Annotated in this window: 11 protein-coding genes and 1 pseudogene; 5 read left to right on the top strand and 7 right to left on the bottom strand. The window is 63.6% G+C overall.

The annotated features are described in order from the left end of the window. Positions 1-20: 20 nt before the first annotated feature. Positions 21-656 (bottom strand): HAD-IA family hydrolase, encoded by a 636-nt coding sequence (locus NLM27_RS31155; RefSeq protein WP_254146920.1) that lies wholly within the window; start codon positions 654-656, stop codon positions 21-23. Between the two features lie 122 nt (positions 657-778). On the opposite strand from NLM27_RS31155, the gene NLM27_RS31150 reads away from it, so the two are divergent. The 3 genes from NLM27_RS31150 (at position 779) to NLM27_RS31140 (ending at position 6,588) form a co-directional block, all read left to right on the top strand. After that, on the top strand, positions 779-1,537 hold the full coding sequence (locus NLM27_RS31150) for a trypsin-like serine protease (protein WP_254146919.1): 759 nt from the start codon (positions 779-781) through the stop codon (positions 1,535-1,537). A gap of 125 nt (positions 1,538-1,662) precedes the next feature. After that, positions 1,663-3,165, top strand: a complete 1,503-nt coding sequence (locus NLM27_RS31145) for an NAD(P)/FAD-dependent oxidoreductase (RefSeq protein ID WP_254146918.1) — start codon at positions 1,663-1,665, stop codon at positions 3,163-3,165. 453 nt (positions 3,166-3,618) lie between these two features. Beyond that, complete coding sequence (locus NLM27_RS31140) at positions 3,619-6,588, top strand: autotransporter domain-containing protein (RefSeq protein WP_254146917.1); 2,970 nt, start codon at positions 3,619-3,621, stop codon at positions 6,586-6,588. A gap of 132 nt (positions 6,589-6,720) precedes the next feature. Here the strand turns inward: NLM27_RS31140 and NLM27_RS31135 are convergent. Both NLM27_RS31135 and NLM27_RS31130 read right to left on the bottom strand, forming a co-directional pair. Further along, positions 6,721-7,541, bottom strand: a pseudogene (locus NLM27_RS31135) (MlaD family protein). A gap of 147 nt (positions 7,542-7,688) precedes the next feature. Further along, positions 7,689-9,908, bottom strand: coding sequence for an acetate--CoA ligase family protein (locus tag NLM27_RS31130; RefSeq protein WP_254146915.1), 2,220 nt, complete (start codon positions 9,906-9,908; stop codon positions 7,689-7,691). Positions 9,909-10,082: 174 nt separating this feature from the next. On the opposite strand from NLM27_RS31130, the gene NLM27_RS31125 reads away from it, so the two are divergent. Further along, on the top strand, positions 10,083-11,756 hold the full coding sequence (locus NLM27_RS31125) for a glycosyltransferase (protein ID WP_254146914.1): 1,674 nt from the start codon (positions 10,083-10,085) through the stop codon (positions 11,754-11,756). Between the two features lie 10 nt (positions 11,757-11,766). Here NLM27_RS31125 and NLM27_RS31120 read toward each other — a convergent pair whose 3' ends face one another. From NLM27_RS31120 to NLM27_RS31110, 3 genes are all read right to left on the bottom strand, one after another. After that, positions 11,767-12,759: a glycosyltransferase family 2 protein gene (locus NLM27_RS31120; protein ID WP_254146913.1), complete on the bottom strand. Its 993-nt coding sequence runs from the start codon at positions 12,757-12,759 to the stop codon at positions 11,767-11,769. A gap of 142 nt (positions 12,760-12,901) precedes the next feature. After that, positions 12,902-13,471: a class GN sortase gene (locus tag NLM27_RS31115; protein ID WP_254146912.1), complete on the bottom strand. Its 570-nt coding sequence runs from the start codon at positions 13,469-13,471 to the stop codon at positions 12,902-12,904. 176 nt (positions 13,472-13,647) lie between these two features. Next, positions 13,648-15,909, bottom strand: coding sequence for a marine proteobacterial sortase target protein (locus NLM27_RS31110; protein ID WP_254146911.1), 2,262 nt, complete (start codon positions 15,907-15,909; stop codon positions 13,648-13,650). Between the two features lie 186 nt (positions 15,910-16,095). Here NLM27_RS31110 and NLM27_RS31105 point away from each other — a divergent pair, with 186 nt between their 5' ends. Beyond that, the gene (locus NLM27_RS31105; protein WP_254146910.1) at positions 16,096-16,866 is read left to right on the top strand and encodes a helix-turn-helix transcriptional regulator; all 771 of its coding nucleotides are present in this window, start codon (positions 16,096-16,098) and stop codon (positions 16,864-16,866) included. 80 nt (positions 16,867-16,946) lie between these two features. On the opposite strand, the gene NLM27_RS31100 is transcribed toward NLM27_RS31105, so the two are convergent. After that, the gene (locus tag NLM27_RS31100) at positions 16,947-18,170 is read right to left on the bottom strand and encodes an ABC transporter substrate-binding protein (RefSeq protein ID WP_254146909.1); all 1,224 of its coding nucleotides are present in this window, start codon (positions 18,168-18,170) and stop codon (positions 16,947-16,949) included. Positions 18,171-18,218 lie beyond the last annotated feature (48 nt).

Genomic DNA, 18,218 nt, shown 5'->3' with positions numbered 1-18,218 from the left:
GCCTCGCAACGATGAGTGGCTTACCCCAGCTTCAGCCCCGTCGCCGCCTCTAGCTCGGCGATCGCCTGCGCGCCGCTGGCGACCTTGATCGTGGTCATGCCCATCTCGCGCGCGGGTTTGAGATTGACGCCGAGATCGTCGAGATAAACGCAATTGTCGGGATCAACCTTCAGGGTCTCGACCATCAGCCGATAGATGCGTGGATCGGGCTTGCGCAAGCCGATCTTGGCGGACTCGATGACATGGTCGAACAGCGCCATCACCTCGGCGACGTAGAGCGTGCGCCCCGTGAGGCTGCCGATGGCGTTGGCGGGCAGGTTGTTGGTGATGCAGCCGGTCTTGAACCTGGCCTTGATGCGCTTCAACGCCTCGACCATCTCGGGACGCAGATCGCCTTGGAGCAGCGGCAGCACGTCGCGGCCGCGCACTTCCGCGCCGAGCGCGCGCGATTCGTCGGCGAACAAATGATCGAACGTGTCGATATCAACCTCGGCGCGTTCAAACTTGGCCCAGGCGTTTTCCAGATGATTGGCGGCGTTGGTGCGCCGGATGATGTCGATGGGCAGGCCGCGCTCGGTCTCGAACCGCGCGAACGCCTCGAACGGCGAGCTCGTCAACACGCCGCCAAAATCAAAGATCACAGCTTCGATCGTCAAGGTCCCGACCTCGTCAATTCCGTACGGAGATAGCTGACAAGACGGCTAGCACGCGCTATCGGCAAGGGCCAGCGCGAAGCAAACTCCGCCCCTGTCCGAATCGACTGCCAAGGCGTATTCCCATGAAGACAATCGCGACATTCGTCACGGCCGCTGCGCTGCTTGCCGCGCCCGCTCATGCCATCGTCGGTGGCGGCACGCCGCAGGCGGATGGTGTCGCGCGCGCCATCGTCACGATCGTCGGCTCGCGCGGCAATTTCTGCACCGGCAGCCTGATTGCGCCAAAGCTCGTGCTCACCGTCGCTCACTGCGTGCAGCCCGGCGCGGACTACAAGATCGTCGATCGCAGTGGCGATAGCCAGCCGCAACTGCTGAACGTGCGCACCGTCGCGATCCATCCGAACTTCAACATGCAGGCGATGCAAGCGCATCGGGCGACCGCCGACGTGGCGCTGCTGCAACTGGAAATTCCACTCAAGGGAAAATCGACGGTGCCGGTCGGTATGCCTAATATTCCAATCCGGGTCGGCAGCCGTTTTACCATCGCTGGCATCGGCGTCACCGTGCGCGGCGATGGCAAGAGCGGCGGCATCACGCGTGTCGCTGCGCTCGTCGTAACCGGCCAGCCCGGAACGTTCCAGATCCGGCTGGTCGATCCCGTAACCAACGGTGTTCGCGACGGAATCGGCGCTTGTACCGGCGATTCCGGTGGTCCCGTATTTGAGGACAAGCCGAACGGTGCCGTGCTCGTCGGCGTCGTCAGCTGGTCCACGGGGCCAAACGGCGCGGCCGGTTGCGGCGGGTTGACCGGGGTCACGCCGCTTACGCTCTACCGGGACTGGATCTTGCAGACCGCACGGAGCTGGGGTGCGGCGTTGTAGTTTGATCGCAGATTGATCTATGTCATTTTGTAGCGGAAGCGCGATGGGTGGGCATGCCCGTCGCGGAGGAAACGCGCCGTCCGGTCAAGGGCGGCCACAAAAACAAGCAAGGCATAGAAGCAACAATGAATGTCGCTGTTCGCAGTCACGCCACCACCAAGCAGGCCACTGAACATTTCGACGTGCTGATCGTCGGCGCTGGCATCTCCGGCATCGGCAGCGCCTACCACATTGAAAAGCAGCTGCCGGGCACGAGCTACGTCATCCTGGAAACGCAGGCGACGTTCGGCGGCACGTGGAGCACGCATCGCTATCCCGGCATCCGCTCGGACAGCGACCTCCACACGTTCGGCTACAGCTTCAAGCCCTGGGTCGGGCCGCCGATCGCCACCGCCGAGGAGATTCTCTCCTACATGAAAGAGGTGATTGACGACAACGATATCGCCCGCCACATCCGCTACAAGCACAAGATCAACTCCGCGAACTGGTCGAGCGAGCAAAATCTCTGGACCATCGAGGCGGTGACGACCGACACCGGAGAGCCCAAGACCTTCACTGCGAACTTCCTCTGGATGTGCCAGGGCTATTATCGCCCTTCCGAAGGCTACACGCCGGAATGGAAGGGAACCGATCGCTTCGAGGGCCGCATCGTCCATCCGCAGACCTGGCCGGATGATATCGATCTCACCGGCAAGAAGGTCGTCGTGATCGGCTCGGGCGCGACGGCGGCGACACTGGTGCCGAACATCGCCGACAAATGTGCGCACGTCACCATGCTGCAGCGTTCGCCGACCTATTTCCGCCTCGGCCGCAACGCCATCGAGATCGCGGAGGAGCTGCGCCGGCTCCAGATCGACGAAGCCTGGATTCATGAGATCGTCCGACGCAAGATCCTGTTCGAGCAGGATGCGTTCACCAAGCTTTGCGTCTCCAAGCCGGAGCAGGTGAAGAAGGACCTGATCGGCCAGATCAGCGCGGTCCTCGGTCCCGACTACGACGTCGAGACACATTTCACGCCAAAGTACCGGCCGTGGCGGCAGCGCATCGCCTTCGTGCCCGACGCCGACTTGTTCAAGGGCATCGCCAGTGGCAAGGCCTCCGTCGTCACCGACGAGATCGAGTGCTTGGTCGAGAACGGCATCCAGCTCAAATCCGGCAAGCTGTTGGAGGCCGATGTCATCGTCACCGCGACCGGCTTCAACCTCGCCGCCCTCGGCGACATCGCCTTCGAGATCGACGGCAAGCCGCTCGCCTTCGGCGACACCGTCACCTATCGCGGCATGATGTTCACGGGCGTGCCGAACCTGGTTTGGGTGTTCGGCTATTTCCGCGCCAGCTGGACGCTGCGCGTCGACCTCGTGGCCGATTTCGTCTGCCGGCTGCTCGGTCATATGAAGGGCAAGGGCGCAAAGAAGGTCGAGGTGAGCTTGCGTCCCGAAGACCACAACATGCCGATCCTGCCCTGGATCGATCCGGAGAACTTCAACCCCGGCTACATGATGCGCAACATGGACCTCTTGCCCAAGCGCGGCGACAAGCCGGAATGGCAGCACAGCCAGGATTATTGGACCGAGAAGGACGAGATTCCGAAGACGGACCTGGATGACAAAGCGTTTGTGTATGGCTAGGCGGCAGTGCCGAGCTGAGGTAACGAATGCCGCATAGCGTCGTCCCGGACGAGCTTAAGCGCAGATCCGCGATCTGTATCGCGGATCTATCGGTCCCGGCTTGATGCCTGGATGATCAGCCATTGATGTGAATGGCCGTCCATATGCGCCGATGGCTTGACGCGTCTGCGCATGCGCGGAATGGGAATAGCGCTCGGCAAAACCGTGGCGCGGTTGCAACATGGGCTGTTGAATCTGCCCAAGTTGCGGCCACGTTGGCGGATTCTCGATGTCCCGTAGTTCTACCCGCCATCCTCATGGCCTAAGTTCCACGCGGCGCCACTGGGGAGCGCCGCGGGTGAGGGGAATTGCGTGGGGGCTTGGTTGCCATCGAGAGGGCGCGGTTGCTCGCGCCGGAGCACCACGGCCATTCGCGCGGCATTCGCGGTGAGCCTCGCCTTGGGGGCGGCTGTCGTGACGACCCCCGCCGGAGCCCAGCAATACTTCAACGGATCGCAAACCACTCCGAACGGCGCCGTCAACGGCGGAGGCGGTGTCTGGGACACCACCACCACCAACTGGACGGACTTCTCCGGCTCGATCAGCACCGCTTACGATCCGTTGTCAGTCGGCACGATATTCGGCAGCGGCGGTCCGTCGACGCCGGCAACGGGCGGCACGGTGACGGTTACGCCTGGCGGCGTGCAGCTCACCAGTCTCATGGGCTTCGATCTCACCGGCGACGGTTCGATCTATACCATCCAGGGCGGTGACCTCAGGCTGGCCCCGGGCGGCACCACGTTCATCACCAACGACGTTACCGGCACCGGAGACCCCTCGGCTGCGATTGTGTCCCGCATCACCGGCAGTGGCGGCATCTCCGTGCAGGGCCCCGGCATCCTGGCGTTGCTTGGCGCGAACACGTATGCCGGCGATACGTTCATCTGCAATTGCGGCTCACTGCAGTTGGGCGATGCAACCCATACCGCCAGCATCATCGGCGTTGTCACTAACGAGGGCCTGTTCAACATCGTCAATGCCGACACGTCGGGCATCACGTCGCTTATCAACGAGTTCTCCGGTCTGACGACGTTCCGCAACGCGACCTCCGCCAGCTCGATGGTGATTACCAACAGAGGTCAGATGTATTTCGGCGATCTGGCCGGAGGCGGGACCGACACCGCGACGGCTGGCCGCGCGACCATCACCAATGATGGCGGCTTCACCGGCTTCTTCGGCCGGACCAATGCGGGCACGGCCAGTATCACCAACCAGAATGGTGGCGGCACCGCCTTCCTCGAGCAATCCTCTGCCGGCTCGGCGACGATCGTGAACGATAATCTCAGTGGAACCATATTCGGTGGGCTGGCCGGATCCGATACTGCGACCGCCGGCAATGCGACGATCATCAACGAGTCCGGCGGTTTGACCAATTTCGGCGCGTTCACCACGGCCGGCAATGCCACCATCATCACCAAGGACGGCGGCAAGACAGAGTTCTTCGACAATTCCACCGGCGGCAATGCGCGTTTCGTCACCACCGGGACAGGCATCGTCGATTTCGGGGTCAGCATCGGCCCGAACAGTGACGGTCGCATCACGGCCGGCTCGATCGAAGGCAACGGCTTCTATTACATCGGTGGCGGCAATACGCTCGTCGTCGGCGGCAACAATCGCTCGACGGAGGTCAGCGGCGTCATCGGTGACTACGACCCCTGCGGTTGCGGTCCCGCCGGTCCGGGTTCGCTGGAGAAGGTCGGCAGCGGCACGCTGGTCCTCTCCAGCACGAATGCCTACACCGGCACCACCACCGTGAACGGCGGTATCCTGCGGGTCGACGGCGACATCTCGCAATCGAGCCTGACCACCGTGAACGCGGGCGGCGCGTTGTTCGGCGCGGGAATCGTCGGCAATACCGTGATCGCCAACGGCGGCATCTATGCGCCAGGCGATGGCGGGCCGGGCTCGAGCATGTGGGTTCAAGGCGACCTCGCCTTCCAGTCCGGTGCGCTGTACCTCGTTCAAGTCGGTAGCGGAACCACCGCGAGCTTTGCCAACGTTTTCGGCAATGTCACCCTGAACGGTAATGTCGGCGTCTCGCTCTACGCGGGCAGCACCATATTGCCCCAATACACGATCATGCAGTTTTCCGGCACCGCAACCGACAATTTTGCCGCCGTTGCCGCGCCCGGTGGTCTTATCGGCACGACCACCGTGGATCCCAGCGGCACCGTCTATCTCAATTTTACGCTCGACTATGGCGCGAAATACGCCCTCAACATCAATCAGAAGAACGTCGCCACGACGCTTCAGAATTTCTTCAACGCGAATGGCTTTCTGCAAGCCGAATTCGCGGGCCTAGGCCCCAATGGCTTGACGCAGGCTTCCGGCGAGTCCGCGACGGGAACGCAGCAGACGACGTTCAACGCGATGAACCTGTTCCTCAGCCTGCTCACCGACGTCTACGGCGCGGGACGCAGCGGCACTTCAGGTGCGACTCCATATGCCGACCACGCGAGCGCAAATGCCTATGCCGCGGCTGGCAAAACCCCGCGTGACGCGTTCGCCTCGATCTACCGCAAGGCACCGGCCGCGACGTTCGAGCAGCGCTGGGATGTGTGGGCGGCTGGCTACGGCGGTTCGCAGACCACCGACGGCAATGCCGGCCTCGGCTCGAACAACACCACCAGCAGCGTCTACGGCACGGCGGTCGGTCTCGACTACCGTTTCTCGCCGTCGACCATCGCCGGTTTTGCGCTTGCCGGCGGCGGCACCAGCTTCGGCGTCAACGGCCTCGGCTGGGGCCGCTCCGATCTGTTCCAGGCCGGCGCTTTCGTGCGTCATACCGCCGGCCCCGCCTATATCACGGCGGCTCTGGCCTATGGCTGGCAGGATGTCACCATCAATCGCGTCGTCACCGCCGCCGGGTTCGACCAGCTGCGCGCCCAATTCAATGCCAACGCGTTTTCGGGCCGCGTCGAGGGTGGCTATCGCTACGCCACGCCATGGGTCGGTGTCACGCCCTATGCGGCGCTCCAGGCCACCATGTTCAGCCTTCCGGACTATTCGGAGTTTGCCGTGGCCGGCAGCAGCGTCTTCGCCCTCAACTATGCCGCCAAGGACGTGACCAGCACCCGCACCGAACTCGGCCTGCGTGCGGACAGGTCGTTTGCCGCGGCCGGCGCCTTGATGACCCTGCGCGGCCGCGTCGCCTGGGCGCATGACTACAATCCGGATCGCACCATCGGCGCGGTCTTCCAGACCCTGCCGGGATCGGCCTTCGTCGTGAACGGCGCCGCGCAGGCGCGCGATTCCGCATTGACCACGGCGGCGGTGCAGATGAACTGGATGAACGGCTGGTCTGCGTCGGCCACCTTCGAGGGCGAGTTCTCGAACGTCACTCGCTCCTATGCCGGCAAGGGTCTCGTGCGCTACGCGTGGTAGGTTCTAAAAGGGCGATGAGGTTGGGATGAATCGTCATCGCGCTTTAGATTGTTGTTTGGGAATGATCTCCGCGCAAACACGTACCGCGTTTGTCGCGAGGGAAAACCGCTACACGCTTTTCCGGATCATGCTCTAACGCCTCTGCTCCGTAGGCTTGCGCGGAGGGCGCGGCGCCACCGGCGTTCCCGCCATCTTGTTGGCGGTCTCGCTGACGTCGAGCAGCGAGCGGCGGATATCTTCGAGGTACCCCGCCGACTTCTTCTTCATGGTGTCGGCGAGCTCGTGCAGTCCCTGTATCTTCTCGAACAGCTCGTCAGCTTTGCCATCGACGAAGCGGGCACGACTCCCTCGATCTTGGTGACTGCCTTGTCGAATCCCGCGAAGGCGCTGTCGACCTTGGCCATGACGGAATCGATCTCGCCGCCCTTGCTCCTGAGGTCGGCGGTATAGGTCTCGAATGTGCGCAGGCCCTCCTTGATTGCAGGGGCGTTGCTCACGATCGTGCGGTCGACGCTGTGCAGGGTTTCCACGATGGACTCGGCGTCGCTGAGATCGGCGGTCAGTATCGGGATGCCGTCCGAATCCAGCGGCACCGGCGGCGCTGAGGGAGCGCCGCCGATCAGCGAGATCGCGGCTACGCCCGTGAGCCCCTGGAACTCGATGCCTGCGACGGTGTCCTTGCGGATCGGTGCGGTGTTGTCGAGCATCACGAGCGCCACGATCCTGCGGGGACTGTCCAATTTGATCGACAGGATCTGCCCTGCAGGCACACCGTCGAAATTGACCGGCCCGCCCCGACGCAGTCCGCTGGCCGAGCCGCCCTCGAAGACCACGCGCAACTGGCTGCGGCTCTGGATGGTGCGCCATTTCTGCACGCCGAGCAGGCCGCCGAACGCCACGGCGATCACCGCCAGCGTCGCCGTTCCGATCACAAGATTGCTCGCGCGTGCCATCAGGCGATTCTACGGCCAAAGCGGGGACGTGGGAAGAAGGCCGCGATGTTAGGGAGGGCGGGTTAGCGAAGCGTAACCCGCCCGACTTGCCGCATGCGCAAAATGGCGGATTACGCTTTGCGCATCCGTCCTACGAGCTACGCGACGTCAATGCCCGGCCGCGCGTTTTGCCGCTGCGTTGTTCAGGACGATGAGGGCATCGACGGCCACGCCGGTTTTGGTGTTGATCAGGAACGGGTTGATGTCGATCGAGGCGATCCGGTCGCCGGCATCCGCAATCAGGCTGGACAAGCCGACCAGCGCCTTCACTGCGGAGGCCTCGTGCAGGGCCGGCTTGCCGCGATAGCCGCGCATCTTGATGCCGGCCTTGGTCCGGCCGATCAGCAACCGCGCCTCGGCCTCGTCCAGCGGGGCGCCGGCGAGCGCGACGTCCTTCATCAGCTCGATGTCGATGCCGCCGGTGCCGAACAGCACGACTGGACCCATTTCGGCATCGAGCGAGGCGCCGACCACGAGCTCGAGCTCGGCCTTGACCTGCTGCGCGATCAGGATGCCGTCGAGCTTCGGCTTGCCCTTCAGCTTGCTCACCCGCGCAGTGATATCGGCGAAGGCCTTCTTGACCTCGGCGGCGCTGTTGAGGTTCAGCACCACGCCGCCGATGTCGGATTTGTGCAGGATCTCGGCGCTGACGAGTTTCGCCACGACCGGGAAACCGATCTGCTTGGCAAGCTTCGCGGCTTCCGCCGCCGTCTGCGCAATCGCCTCCTTCGAGATCGGGATGCCGTATGCCTTCAGGAGCTTCTTGGACGCGACCTCGTCGAGGGCGGCGCCGCTCGCCGATTTCAGCGTCTTTTCCAGCACGGCACGTGCGGCCGGCTTCGAGCGTGAGACGATGTCCGGCACCTCCTTGCGCAATTTCGCATAGTCAAGCAGCGACTTGATCGCGGTTACCGCGCGATCCATGCCCTGCATGACGGCCAGATGCGGCAGCGACTTGCGCAGATTCTTCGTGAACTCGGTGAAGCCGATCGACATCGCGCTGATATAGATCACGGGCTTTGAGGCCCTGCTCGCCATCTCGTTGACGATGCGCAAGTTGCGCTCGCGCAGCTCGTGCGGCGCCTTCGGCAGCTCGGCGTCGATGATGACGATGTCGATGTCGGGATCGTCGATCATCAGCTTGATCGACTTCATGTAGACGGAGGGATCGACCACGGCGGCAAAGCCGGCGTCGAGCGGGTTGCCGACGATCGAGCCCGGCCCGAGCATTTTTGCCAGCTCCGAGCCGACATGCGGGCTCAGCGGCGCAAAGTTCAGGCCCTCAGCATAGAAGGCGTCGAGCAGCATGCCGCGCTTGCCGCCGGAGAGCGTGACCGCCGCGAGTCGATCGCCCTTGGGCACGGCCGCGTGAACGAAGCACTCGGTGGTCTCGATCAACTCGTCGAGCCCGCCGACCCGAATGACGCCTTCGCGCGTTGCAATGGCATCGAAGGTCTCGATCGAGCCGGCGAGCGCGCCGGTATGCGCCATCGCCGCGGCGCGGCCACCTTCGGACGAGCCGAGCTTGAGTGCGATCACGGGCTTGCTTGCGGCGCGCGCCGCCTTGCAGGCGTCGCGGAAGGCCTTGGTGTTGCGCACGCCTTCGAGATAGACGACGATCACCTTGATGCTCGGATCCTCGGCGAAATAGCGCATCAGGTCCGGCGTTTCGAGTCCGGCCTCGTTTCCGGTGGTCACCATGTAGCCGACGCCGACACCCCGATCCTCCAGCGCCTGGCGGATCGCCATGACGATGGCGCCGGATTGGCCGGCGATCGCGACCGCCCCCTGCTCCATGGTGACGATACGGTCGTCGATGTTGGTAAAGAGCTTTTCGCCGGCGCTCAAATTGCCGAGACAGTTCGGCCCAGTGACCGCAAGTCCCGTTTCGCGCACGGCCGCTTGCAATTCGGCAGCGAGCTTCTGGCTCTCATCGTCCTGCAACTCGCTGAAGCCCGAGGTGACGATGGTGGCCGAACGTGCGCCGGCTGCGGCAGCATCGCGGATCACCTGCACGGCAGAGCGCGCCGGCACCAGCACCAGAACGTGATCGGGCTTTTCCGGCAGGCTGGCAAAGTCCTTGTAGCAAGGGACGTCCCAGATGGTGTCGCGCCTGGCGTTGACCGGATAGAGCCCGCCCTCGTAGCCGTACTTGACCAGATTATTCCAGATGCGCTCGGCGTAGTTGCCGGGCTTGTCGGTCGCGCCCACCAGCACGATGTTGTGCGGATGCAGCATGGCGTGGATGCCTTTGACGACGTCACTGGCGTCGGGCGGCGGAGACCATGGGCGCGGAGAAACCGACGCAACAGACACCTGAGCTTCCATGGCACTTCCTCACCTTTTGTTCTTGTTGCAGCGCTCGGTCGAGCACCGGTTCTGGCGGGGTTGATCGCGACGAGCTCCATGCCGCAAGGCGGAATGAGCGAGACTCCGCGACAAGGCTAGCATCACCAGACTTTTGGCGAAAGTGCGAACGATCCGGCGAAATGCTAGGAGTTCGTGACGTTCATCCTCTCGATGGTGATTATGCCGCTCCTGTCAGTCGTGGTGCCGACTCTCGATCGTCCCGATACGCTTCGCCACGCCTTGGCGACCATGGCGTGCCAGCCTGCGCATGCCGATTGCGAGTTCATCGTGCAGAACAATGGCGGCAATCCCGAGATCGCGAGGATGGTCGCAGACCTCCAGGACGAGCGTTTCAGGCATTTTGCCAGCGATACCGTTCTCACCATGACCGACAATTGGGAGACGGCACTCGGCCATGCTTCGGGCGAATACATCGCCTTCATCGGCGACGACGATGGGCTGATGCCCTATGCGTGCGCCACGGCAGCGGACATTCTTTCGGACGGCAAGATCGATCTCCTGAGCTGGCGCGCCTACAGCTACTACTGGCCAAGCTACTACCATCCGGCATTTCGCAACCGGCTGTTCGCCGAAATCGACCTTGTCTCGTCTGCAGAGCGCGTCTCGTCGCGCCGCGAACTGGCACGCATCTTCGGCTTTCAGGCTCACTATGCGCATCTGCCGATGATCTACAATTCGTTCGTCCGGCGCAATGTCATCGATCGGATGCGCACGATCGGCGGCCGCTATTTCATCGGTCTCTCGCCCGATGTGGCATCCGGCATCGCCAACGCCGCGCTGACCGACAGCTTCGTTCGCCTTTCCCGACCGCTGGGCATGGCCGGCTTTTCGCGGCACAGCACCGGTCACGCCCTGTTCTTCGAGACCACTGATCTGCTCGATACGTCGCGAGGGGCGCGCGATTTCGGCACTGTTGACGGCGATCCGCAGCTTCCCGATCTCAATGCGCTCCAGCTCTTCATCGCCAAGGACATGCTCGTCCTCAAGCGCCTGTTGCTGCCGGACGACGACGATGTGCGGCTCGACTTCAGGGCGCTCGCGCAGGCGCTGGCGACCGATATCAACAATCGGCCGCCTCTGTATGATCGGACCGTGCAGGCCATCGGCGAGCTCGCATGCACGCACGGTTTCGACGTCGCCGACATCATCATTCCGGCGCGCCTCGCGGATCGTCCGCCACCCGGCCGGAGCGTCCGCGCAGCCGGGCCGAACCGCATGCGTTACGAGCTCGATGGCTCCGCGCTTGGGCTTGGTTCGATTGCGGATGCGGTGCGCGTGATCGCGCAGTTCGTGCCGGATCAGGAGCCGTTCGATCCGGCTGCGCTGGAAGCGTCTATGTCTGCGCCGATCCTGGGCGCGGAGAAGCTCGAGTTCACGCGTGACGGCGCCGGCGTCGCGGCGCTGATCGAGGGATGGAGCGAATCGGAAGAATGGGGCACATGGTCCATTGCCAGGACCTGCGTGCTCCGCTTCGAGGTCCGTCCAATCCCGTCACGACCGGTCGAAATCGTCCTGGCCTGCCGCGCTTTCGTCTCCGACGGGAATCCGCAGCTGCAGGCCCTCTGCCGCGTCGGCGACGGGGCGCCACAGCGGCTGACGTTCTCGCTGGAGGCGTTCGCGGGCCTGCGCAGGTTGACGCTCGATCCCGCCGCGATTTCCGCCGACGGGACCGTGACCATCCGCCTGGCCCTGTCAGATCCGCGCTCGCCGGCGGATCTGGGGGTGAGCTCCGACGTGCGTCCGCTCGGCATCGGCCTCGAGCGGATCTGGCTCGATGACGATGTCCGCTCCTCTCGGGCTCGCTGATCGCGCTTGCTCAGTACCGCAGCAGGCTCAGCCTGTGGGCGTAGTGATAGGCCAGTTGCTTCGCGATATAGGGCGCGATGGCGCGTCGGATCTGCATCTGCGTCGGATCGAAGCCGAGAACGCGACGCCGCAGGAGGCCCATCTCCCTGACGCCAACTGAGTAGGTTGACGCCGTCTTCTGGGCGTCGTGAATTCGGAAGCAGGCAAGAAATCGCGGCAGGCGTGCGAACTTGAATCCGGCGGCCTGCGCCCGCAGGATGAAGTCCCAATCCATCGCATAATGGAAGCTTTCGTCGATGGGCCCGATCCTGTCCCACACGCGCCTGCGCCAGAACATCGTTTCCTGCGGGATGTAGTCGGCGTATTGCAAGGCCTTGCCGTCGTGAGGCGGCAGCACGGCGCGTCCGACCTCGAGGCCCTCTCGGTCGACGAAGACGCGATGGCCGTAGACGATGTCGACATGCGGATGCGATATGAAGTAACGGGCGACATAGGCGAGCGTCCCTGGCAGCAGCATGTCGTCGCTGTTGAGATAGGCCATGATCTCGCTGTCGACGCCGGCGAAGCCGAGATTGATGGCGCTGGACTGTCCCTTGTCGGGCTCGCTTTTCCAGCTGATGCTGTCGCCGCGGCTCTTCAGGAGATCGAACGTGCCGTCGATCGAGGCGCCGTCCTGCACGTGATAATGCAGGTTCGGATAGTTCTGGCTCACGATGCTCTCGATCGTGGCGCCGAGATATTGCGCGTGATTGTAGCTCGGTGTGACCATTGCGATCCGGGGCGCGCCCGCATCGATCGCGGGCGCCGGCGGGAAAGCCGTCAGGTTGAGAATGCGCGGCGGATATTGTTCGAAGGTCCACATCGGCGGACGCCGCCAGAGGCTGCGAAAGGACGAGCGTCTTTGTCCGGCGGCAACGAGATCCAGATTGCGTTCCAGTAGCGCGACGCGGTTTTCGAGCTGCTCCAACCGCTGTTCGAGACGCAGCCTGAACTCGTCGTCCATTTATCGTTCTGCCTGCAAATAAAGCGTAAGATGATCAATCGGCCTTTCTTATAGGGCTCCCGCCGTCAACGCCAGTTCCGCAGTCTCATCAACCGCAATTATGAGTGATCCAATGGGCTCCGGACGGGCCGATTGCGAACGGCTATTCACCGGTTGCGATCAAGGTGGCATGTAGGACGTAGCGCTCCGGGCCGGACGTCACGGCGTCGAACGGCCAACAGGTCGTGAGCACGAGTTCGAAATCCTGCGCTTTGGGATCGATGCCCGAGGCATCGAAGCGGACCACGGCAGATGAATCCGCGCGATAGCGAAAGTGTTTGCCGTCACTGCGCGTGACATCGATAACGTCGCCGATGGCAACATTCTGCAAGAAACGGAAATGTGTGTCGCGATGTCCGGCATATACAGCAATACCGCGCTCGCCGGCATCAACCGTCTGGTGGATGTGACCGGGCCCGAAGGCAAGCGCCTGACCGCTCGCGCCGTCCAGCGCGATGGCGCTGGCGCCGATCCGCTTCACCTCGATCCGCGCGACCGGCCAGGTGTCGGCCCATGACCATGGCTTGACCATTCGGCCCGTCGCGACGCTTCTGTCGAACGCGCGCTCGAGCAGCACCTGCGCGAGCCACGCCTTGGCGTGGGTGTAGGCGCCGTCGCCGAACAGGATGAGGCCGATCAGTGCCAGGAGCAGGGGAGAGATGAAGCGGGGCATTGGCATCATCGTCATTGCGAGCGAAGCGAAGCAATCCAGAGTCTTTCCGCGGGCGGCAGTCTGGATTGCTTCGCTGCGCTCGCAATGACGGTCGCCAAAAAAAGACGCGCGCGGCCTTGGGTAGGGGACGGGCAGCCGCGCGCGCTGAAGTAGAGGAGTTCGGGGGAGCTCCTCTCTCAAGCAGCGTCGGTGAGCAAGGGCCGACGCCGGTTGAACACGAACAGGATCAGGGCGAGCACGATCAGGATCAGGCCTGCGATCATCTTCAGCTCGGCCGAGGTTGCGGTCTTGGGCAGGCGGATCGCGTCGGGCGCCGTGGGTGAAGGCCGCCGCGCGGTCGGCTGGTTGCGCGCATCCGCGTGGCGTTCGCGCAACTGTGCCGGCAATGGCTGTCGCTCGCCAAAGACCTTCTCGAAATCCCAGCCGGCTGGCAGGTTGATCGGCAGTTCGGCGAGCTTGAGCGGTTCGCCTTCGGGACGGCTCGGCGTCTTGTCGACCGCGATCAGGCTGGTCAACCGTGTGACGATCTGATGGTCGAGCGCCAGCGCCAGGATCGCCTTGTCGGATTCCTCAGGCGTCATCTCGCGCAGCGTTCGCGCCACCTCGGCATCACCGATCTTGCGCCTGGCCCAGAGCTTTGACAGGCCCTTGCCTTCGGCTGCATTTTGCAGCGGCAGCGTCACCGACCATGGGTGATCGCCGACGCGGCCCTTGATCTCGAGCGCGCCCGCGAGCTTGTCGAGCTTTGCCACCAGCACCAGGGGCTCGTTGCGATAGACGTCGGGAATGATCGCCGGGGTGACGTCGGCCTTGGCCTCGGTGAACTTTGCGGTGAGGCCGGTCACGGCCGGATTTTCCAGCTTGGCGAACAGGCCACGCATGCGCTCCTCCACCTCCTCGACGGAGCCGATATGGGTGAAGGCGCCACGGCCGAGTTCGGCGGCGCGCGTCATCAGATAGGTGTTGGGCGCGGACCCGATGCCGACCATGAATACGCGCGAGCGGCCGCGCATCGCCGTGATCGTCTCGAACAATTGCTGCTCGTTGCCGATCGCACCGTCGGTCAGGAACACGACCTGGCGGACCATGCTGGCGTCGCCGAGCTTGTCGGTCAGCGCCGCGCGCATCGCCGGCACCATCTCGGTGCCGCCGCGTGCCTGCAAGGCGCTGACGAAGGAGGTCGCCTCGCCGACATGCGCGGCATCCGCCGGCACGGAGTCCGGAAACAGCACGTCCATGGTGTCGTCGAAGCGGATCACGTTGAAACGGTCGGTCGGCTGGAGGCGAGAGAGGGCGTAAGTCAGGCCGGCCTTGGCCTGGACGATCGAGGTGCCGCCCATCGAGCCGGAATTGTCGATCACGAACACGACCTCGCGCGGCAGCGGCTTCTGCGTTGCCTGCTCGACGCTGGGCGGAGTGACGAAGGCGAGCAGATAATCGGCATCGCCGACATGCTCGCGGAACAGGCCAACCGACGGCGCCTTCTCCGCAGCCGGCTTCCAGCTCAGCTCAAAATCGCGATCGGCCGCGACTGTGCCATCGGCAAGCGTGACGATGCGCGTCGCGTTGTCCGGGCCTTCGATCTTGACGTTATGGTGGTGGCTCCTGACCTCGCCGAGCGCAAAGCCGGACTTCAGCCGCACCGTGATGCTGGTCGGATTGACCGGCGCATTCTGCGTAGGATCCAGCACGGGCGGCGCGATACGGTCGCGGTCCGGAACCGGGTCCGACTTGGTCGCGCCCCAGCCCGAGCTGTCGTTACGGAAGTCGACGCTCTGCACGATCGGCGCCGGATTGTAGCGCGGTCCGACCACCAGCGGCAGGCGCAGCGAATATTCGTTGCCGGATTGATGCACCGGCTCCTGATACTCGATCTGCACCAGCACGGTTTCGCCGGGCCCGATATTGGCGACCGAGTTGGTGAAGATGTTCGGCCGTTCCTGCGCGGTAAGCGCGGCCTTGTGGCCGGCGCGACGTGCCTCTTCGTAGATCACGCGGGCCTGCTGCCGCTCCTTGATGTCGCCGACGATGATGCGGTCGCCGACCACCATCTTCAGCGTGTCCACGGCGCCGTCGCTCGCGAGCGGATAGACATAGGTCGCCTCGACCCAGTCCTTGGTTGGGTTGCGGAAGACCTGCGTGACCCGGGCGCGCAGCGTCGGACCAGACACCGTGACGTCGACGTCGATGCCGAGGCGGACTGCTTCGGTGGTGGCGCCGTCCTGCTTCAGCAGGAGAGTGCCTGAGCGGGCATCGCCCGGCTGGAGCAGGCTCGCTTGCTCCGTCGTCGCCGACCAGCCCGGCTCGAAGCTGACCAGCAGGGCGATGAAGGCGACCACCATCACCGCGATGCCCTGTGCCAGAAGGAACAGTCCGACCACGATGAGTCTGCCCAGCCAGGGGTGTTCGTTGCTGTCGACCGTGTCGTAATTGTCCATTTGGCCTGCTCCCGAAGGGTGATTGACGACGGCGAGCATCGGTCGGGAGGGGGCGATTTCGCGAGCAGAATGATCGGCAATGTTCCGCCGTGGCTGGCCCCGGGCGCGCCGCCACAGCACGGCCATGTGCGGTTTTGTGCTGATTTGTCCGCCCTGCTAGACTGGCGCTTCCAAGGCAGGGTCACGATGCAGACGCAGGACAAATTCACCGACAAGCAGCTTTCGGACGAGCAGAGCCGCGAGATTGCCGAGACCATTCGCGAGGAGCTGGCCAGGCGCCGGATCTCCCGGCAGGCGCTGGCCGAGCAGGCCAAGCTCAGCCTGTCGACGCTGGAGAAGGTGCTCGGTGGCCGGCGGCCGTTCACGCTGGCGACGACAGTCCGGCTCGAGCAGGCGCTGGGGGTGTCCTTGCGCAAAAGTGCCGTCGTCGTGGCGCCGCCGGCCACAAACGATGTCGCGCCCGACAGCCTCGGCTCCTATGCGCATCGCGCGGTGACCTGGCTCGAGGACGTCTACATCACCCTGCGCCCGTCGTTCGGCGACAAGGATGCGATCTTCGCCTACCGCACCGAGATCGTCTGGGAGCCGAAGGTCTCTTCGCTGGTCTTCCGGGAGGGCGAGCGGACGGATACCGCCTACGAGCACACCGGCGAGGTCGCGGTTCCCCACCAGTCCGGCTTCGTCTATCTCGTCATCATCAAGCACGGTCAGCATCGTGTGATCACGGTGTCGCGGCCGACCGTTGCCGGCGAGATGTACGGCATCATTTCGACGCTCCGCGCCGGCCCCGGCTCGCAGCTCACGCCGATCGCGGCGCCGATCGCCTACGTGCCGCTCAAAAACGTCCCGAAGCCGTCCTTGGGGCGTGTTGCGCCCGACGACCCCAACCATGCCTTGTATCGGAAGCATCTGCGGCGCACCGTCGAGGAGCCGTTTGCGATGTTTCTTCCGGTATAGGCTCTCACCCTGGTGGCTTGCCGATAAAAAGATAGCGGCCTCTCGGCCGCTATCTCTCGGGTACGCCCGATCGCCGCGAGCTAGCCGCCCGTTTCGGCGCTGATGATGTCGCCGAACAGCTCCCACTGGCCCTTCTTGAACCGCCACATCTTGAGCTGCTCGATCGGCGCGAAGTCGGTGGCTGAGGTGTTGATCTTGATCCCCGGAATCAGCGTGTCCGGGACGAAGTCTTTCAGGCTGGCGGCCTGCTTCATCACGTTTTCGCGGGTCAGATTGTCGCCTGACTGTTTCAGCACCTGCACCATCGTCTGGGCCGCGGCGTAGGCGTAAACCAGATTGGCGTCCGAAATGTTGGCGCCGGGCATGTATTTGTCGATGAAGGTCATGAACTTCTTCATGCCTTCGTCGTCCTTCCACTGCGGATCCGACGCGTCCTTCAGGTAGCCGGCCGACAGCACGCCTTCAGACGCTTCGAGACCGGCGGGCTTCATCACCGCGCCGATGGACACCGAGACGTCAGTCATCAGGTGCATCGGCTTCCACTCCAGCTCCGCGATCTTCTTGATGGCCTGCGCCGCGAATTTCGGAGTCGCGATGTTCACGAAGACATCGGCGCCGGTGCCCTTGAGCTTGACGATATGGGCATCGATCGACGGCTCCGAGGTCTCGTAGCTCTCTTCGGCCACGATCAGCTTCGATGCCTTGTCACCGAACACGTCCTTGATGCCGGCGAGGTAGTCCTTGCCGAAATCGTCGTTGGCATAGAAGATCGCAACCTTCGCGTCCGGCTTCTCCTTCAAAATGTATTTAGCGAAGATCTGGGCCTCGACCCGATAGCTGGGCTGGAAGCCCATGGTCCAGGGAAAGTTCTTCGGGTCGTTCCACTTGCTGGCGCCGGTGGCGAGGAACAGCTGCGGCACCTTCTTGGAATTGTGATATTTCTGCACGGCGGTCTGGGTCGGCGTGCCCAGCGCGTTGAACACCAGGAACACCTCGTCGCTCTCGATCAGTTTGCGGACCTGCTCCACGGTCTTCGGCGGCGAATAGCCGTCGTCATAGGAGATCCAGTTGATCTTGCGGCCGTTGATGCCGCCTTGGTCGTTGATCATCTTGAAATAGGCTTCCTCGGTCTTGCCGATGATGCCGTAGGCGGAAGCCGGACCGGAATAGGCCTCGACATTGCCGATCTTGATCTCGGTGTCGGTAACACCGGTGTCGTATTTCTTCTGCGCGTAGGCACCCTGGCTCGAAAGCAATGTCAGGGCGGCTGCGGCGGCGAGCAGGACGAGTTTCTTGTTTTTCATGGAAATTCCCTGGAGTTTCTTGTGGGGTGGAGCAGGCACTTCAAAAAA

The sequence above is a fragment of the Bradyrhizobium sp. CCGB12 genome, assembly GCF_024199845.1.
Taxonomy (GTDB): domain Bacteria; phylum Pseudomonadota; class Alphaproteobacteria; order Rhizobiales; family Xanthobacteraceae; genus Bradyrhizobium.
Note: the sequence above shows the minus strand (reverse complement) of the source record. Positions and strands in the feature narration are given on the sequence as shown.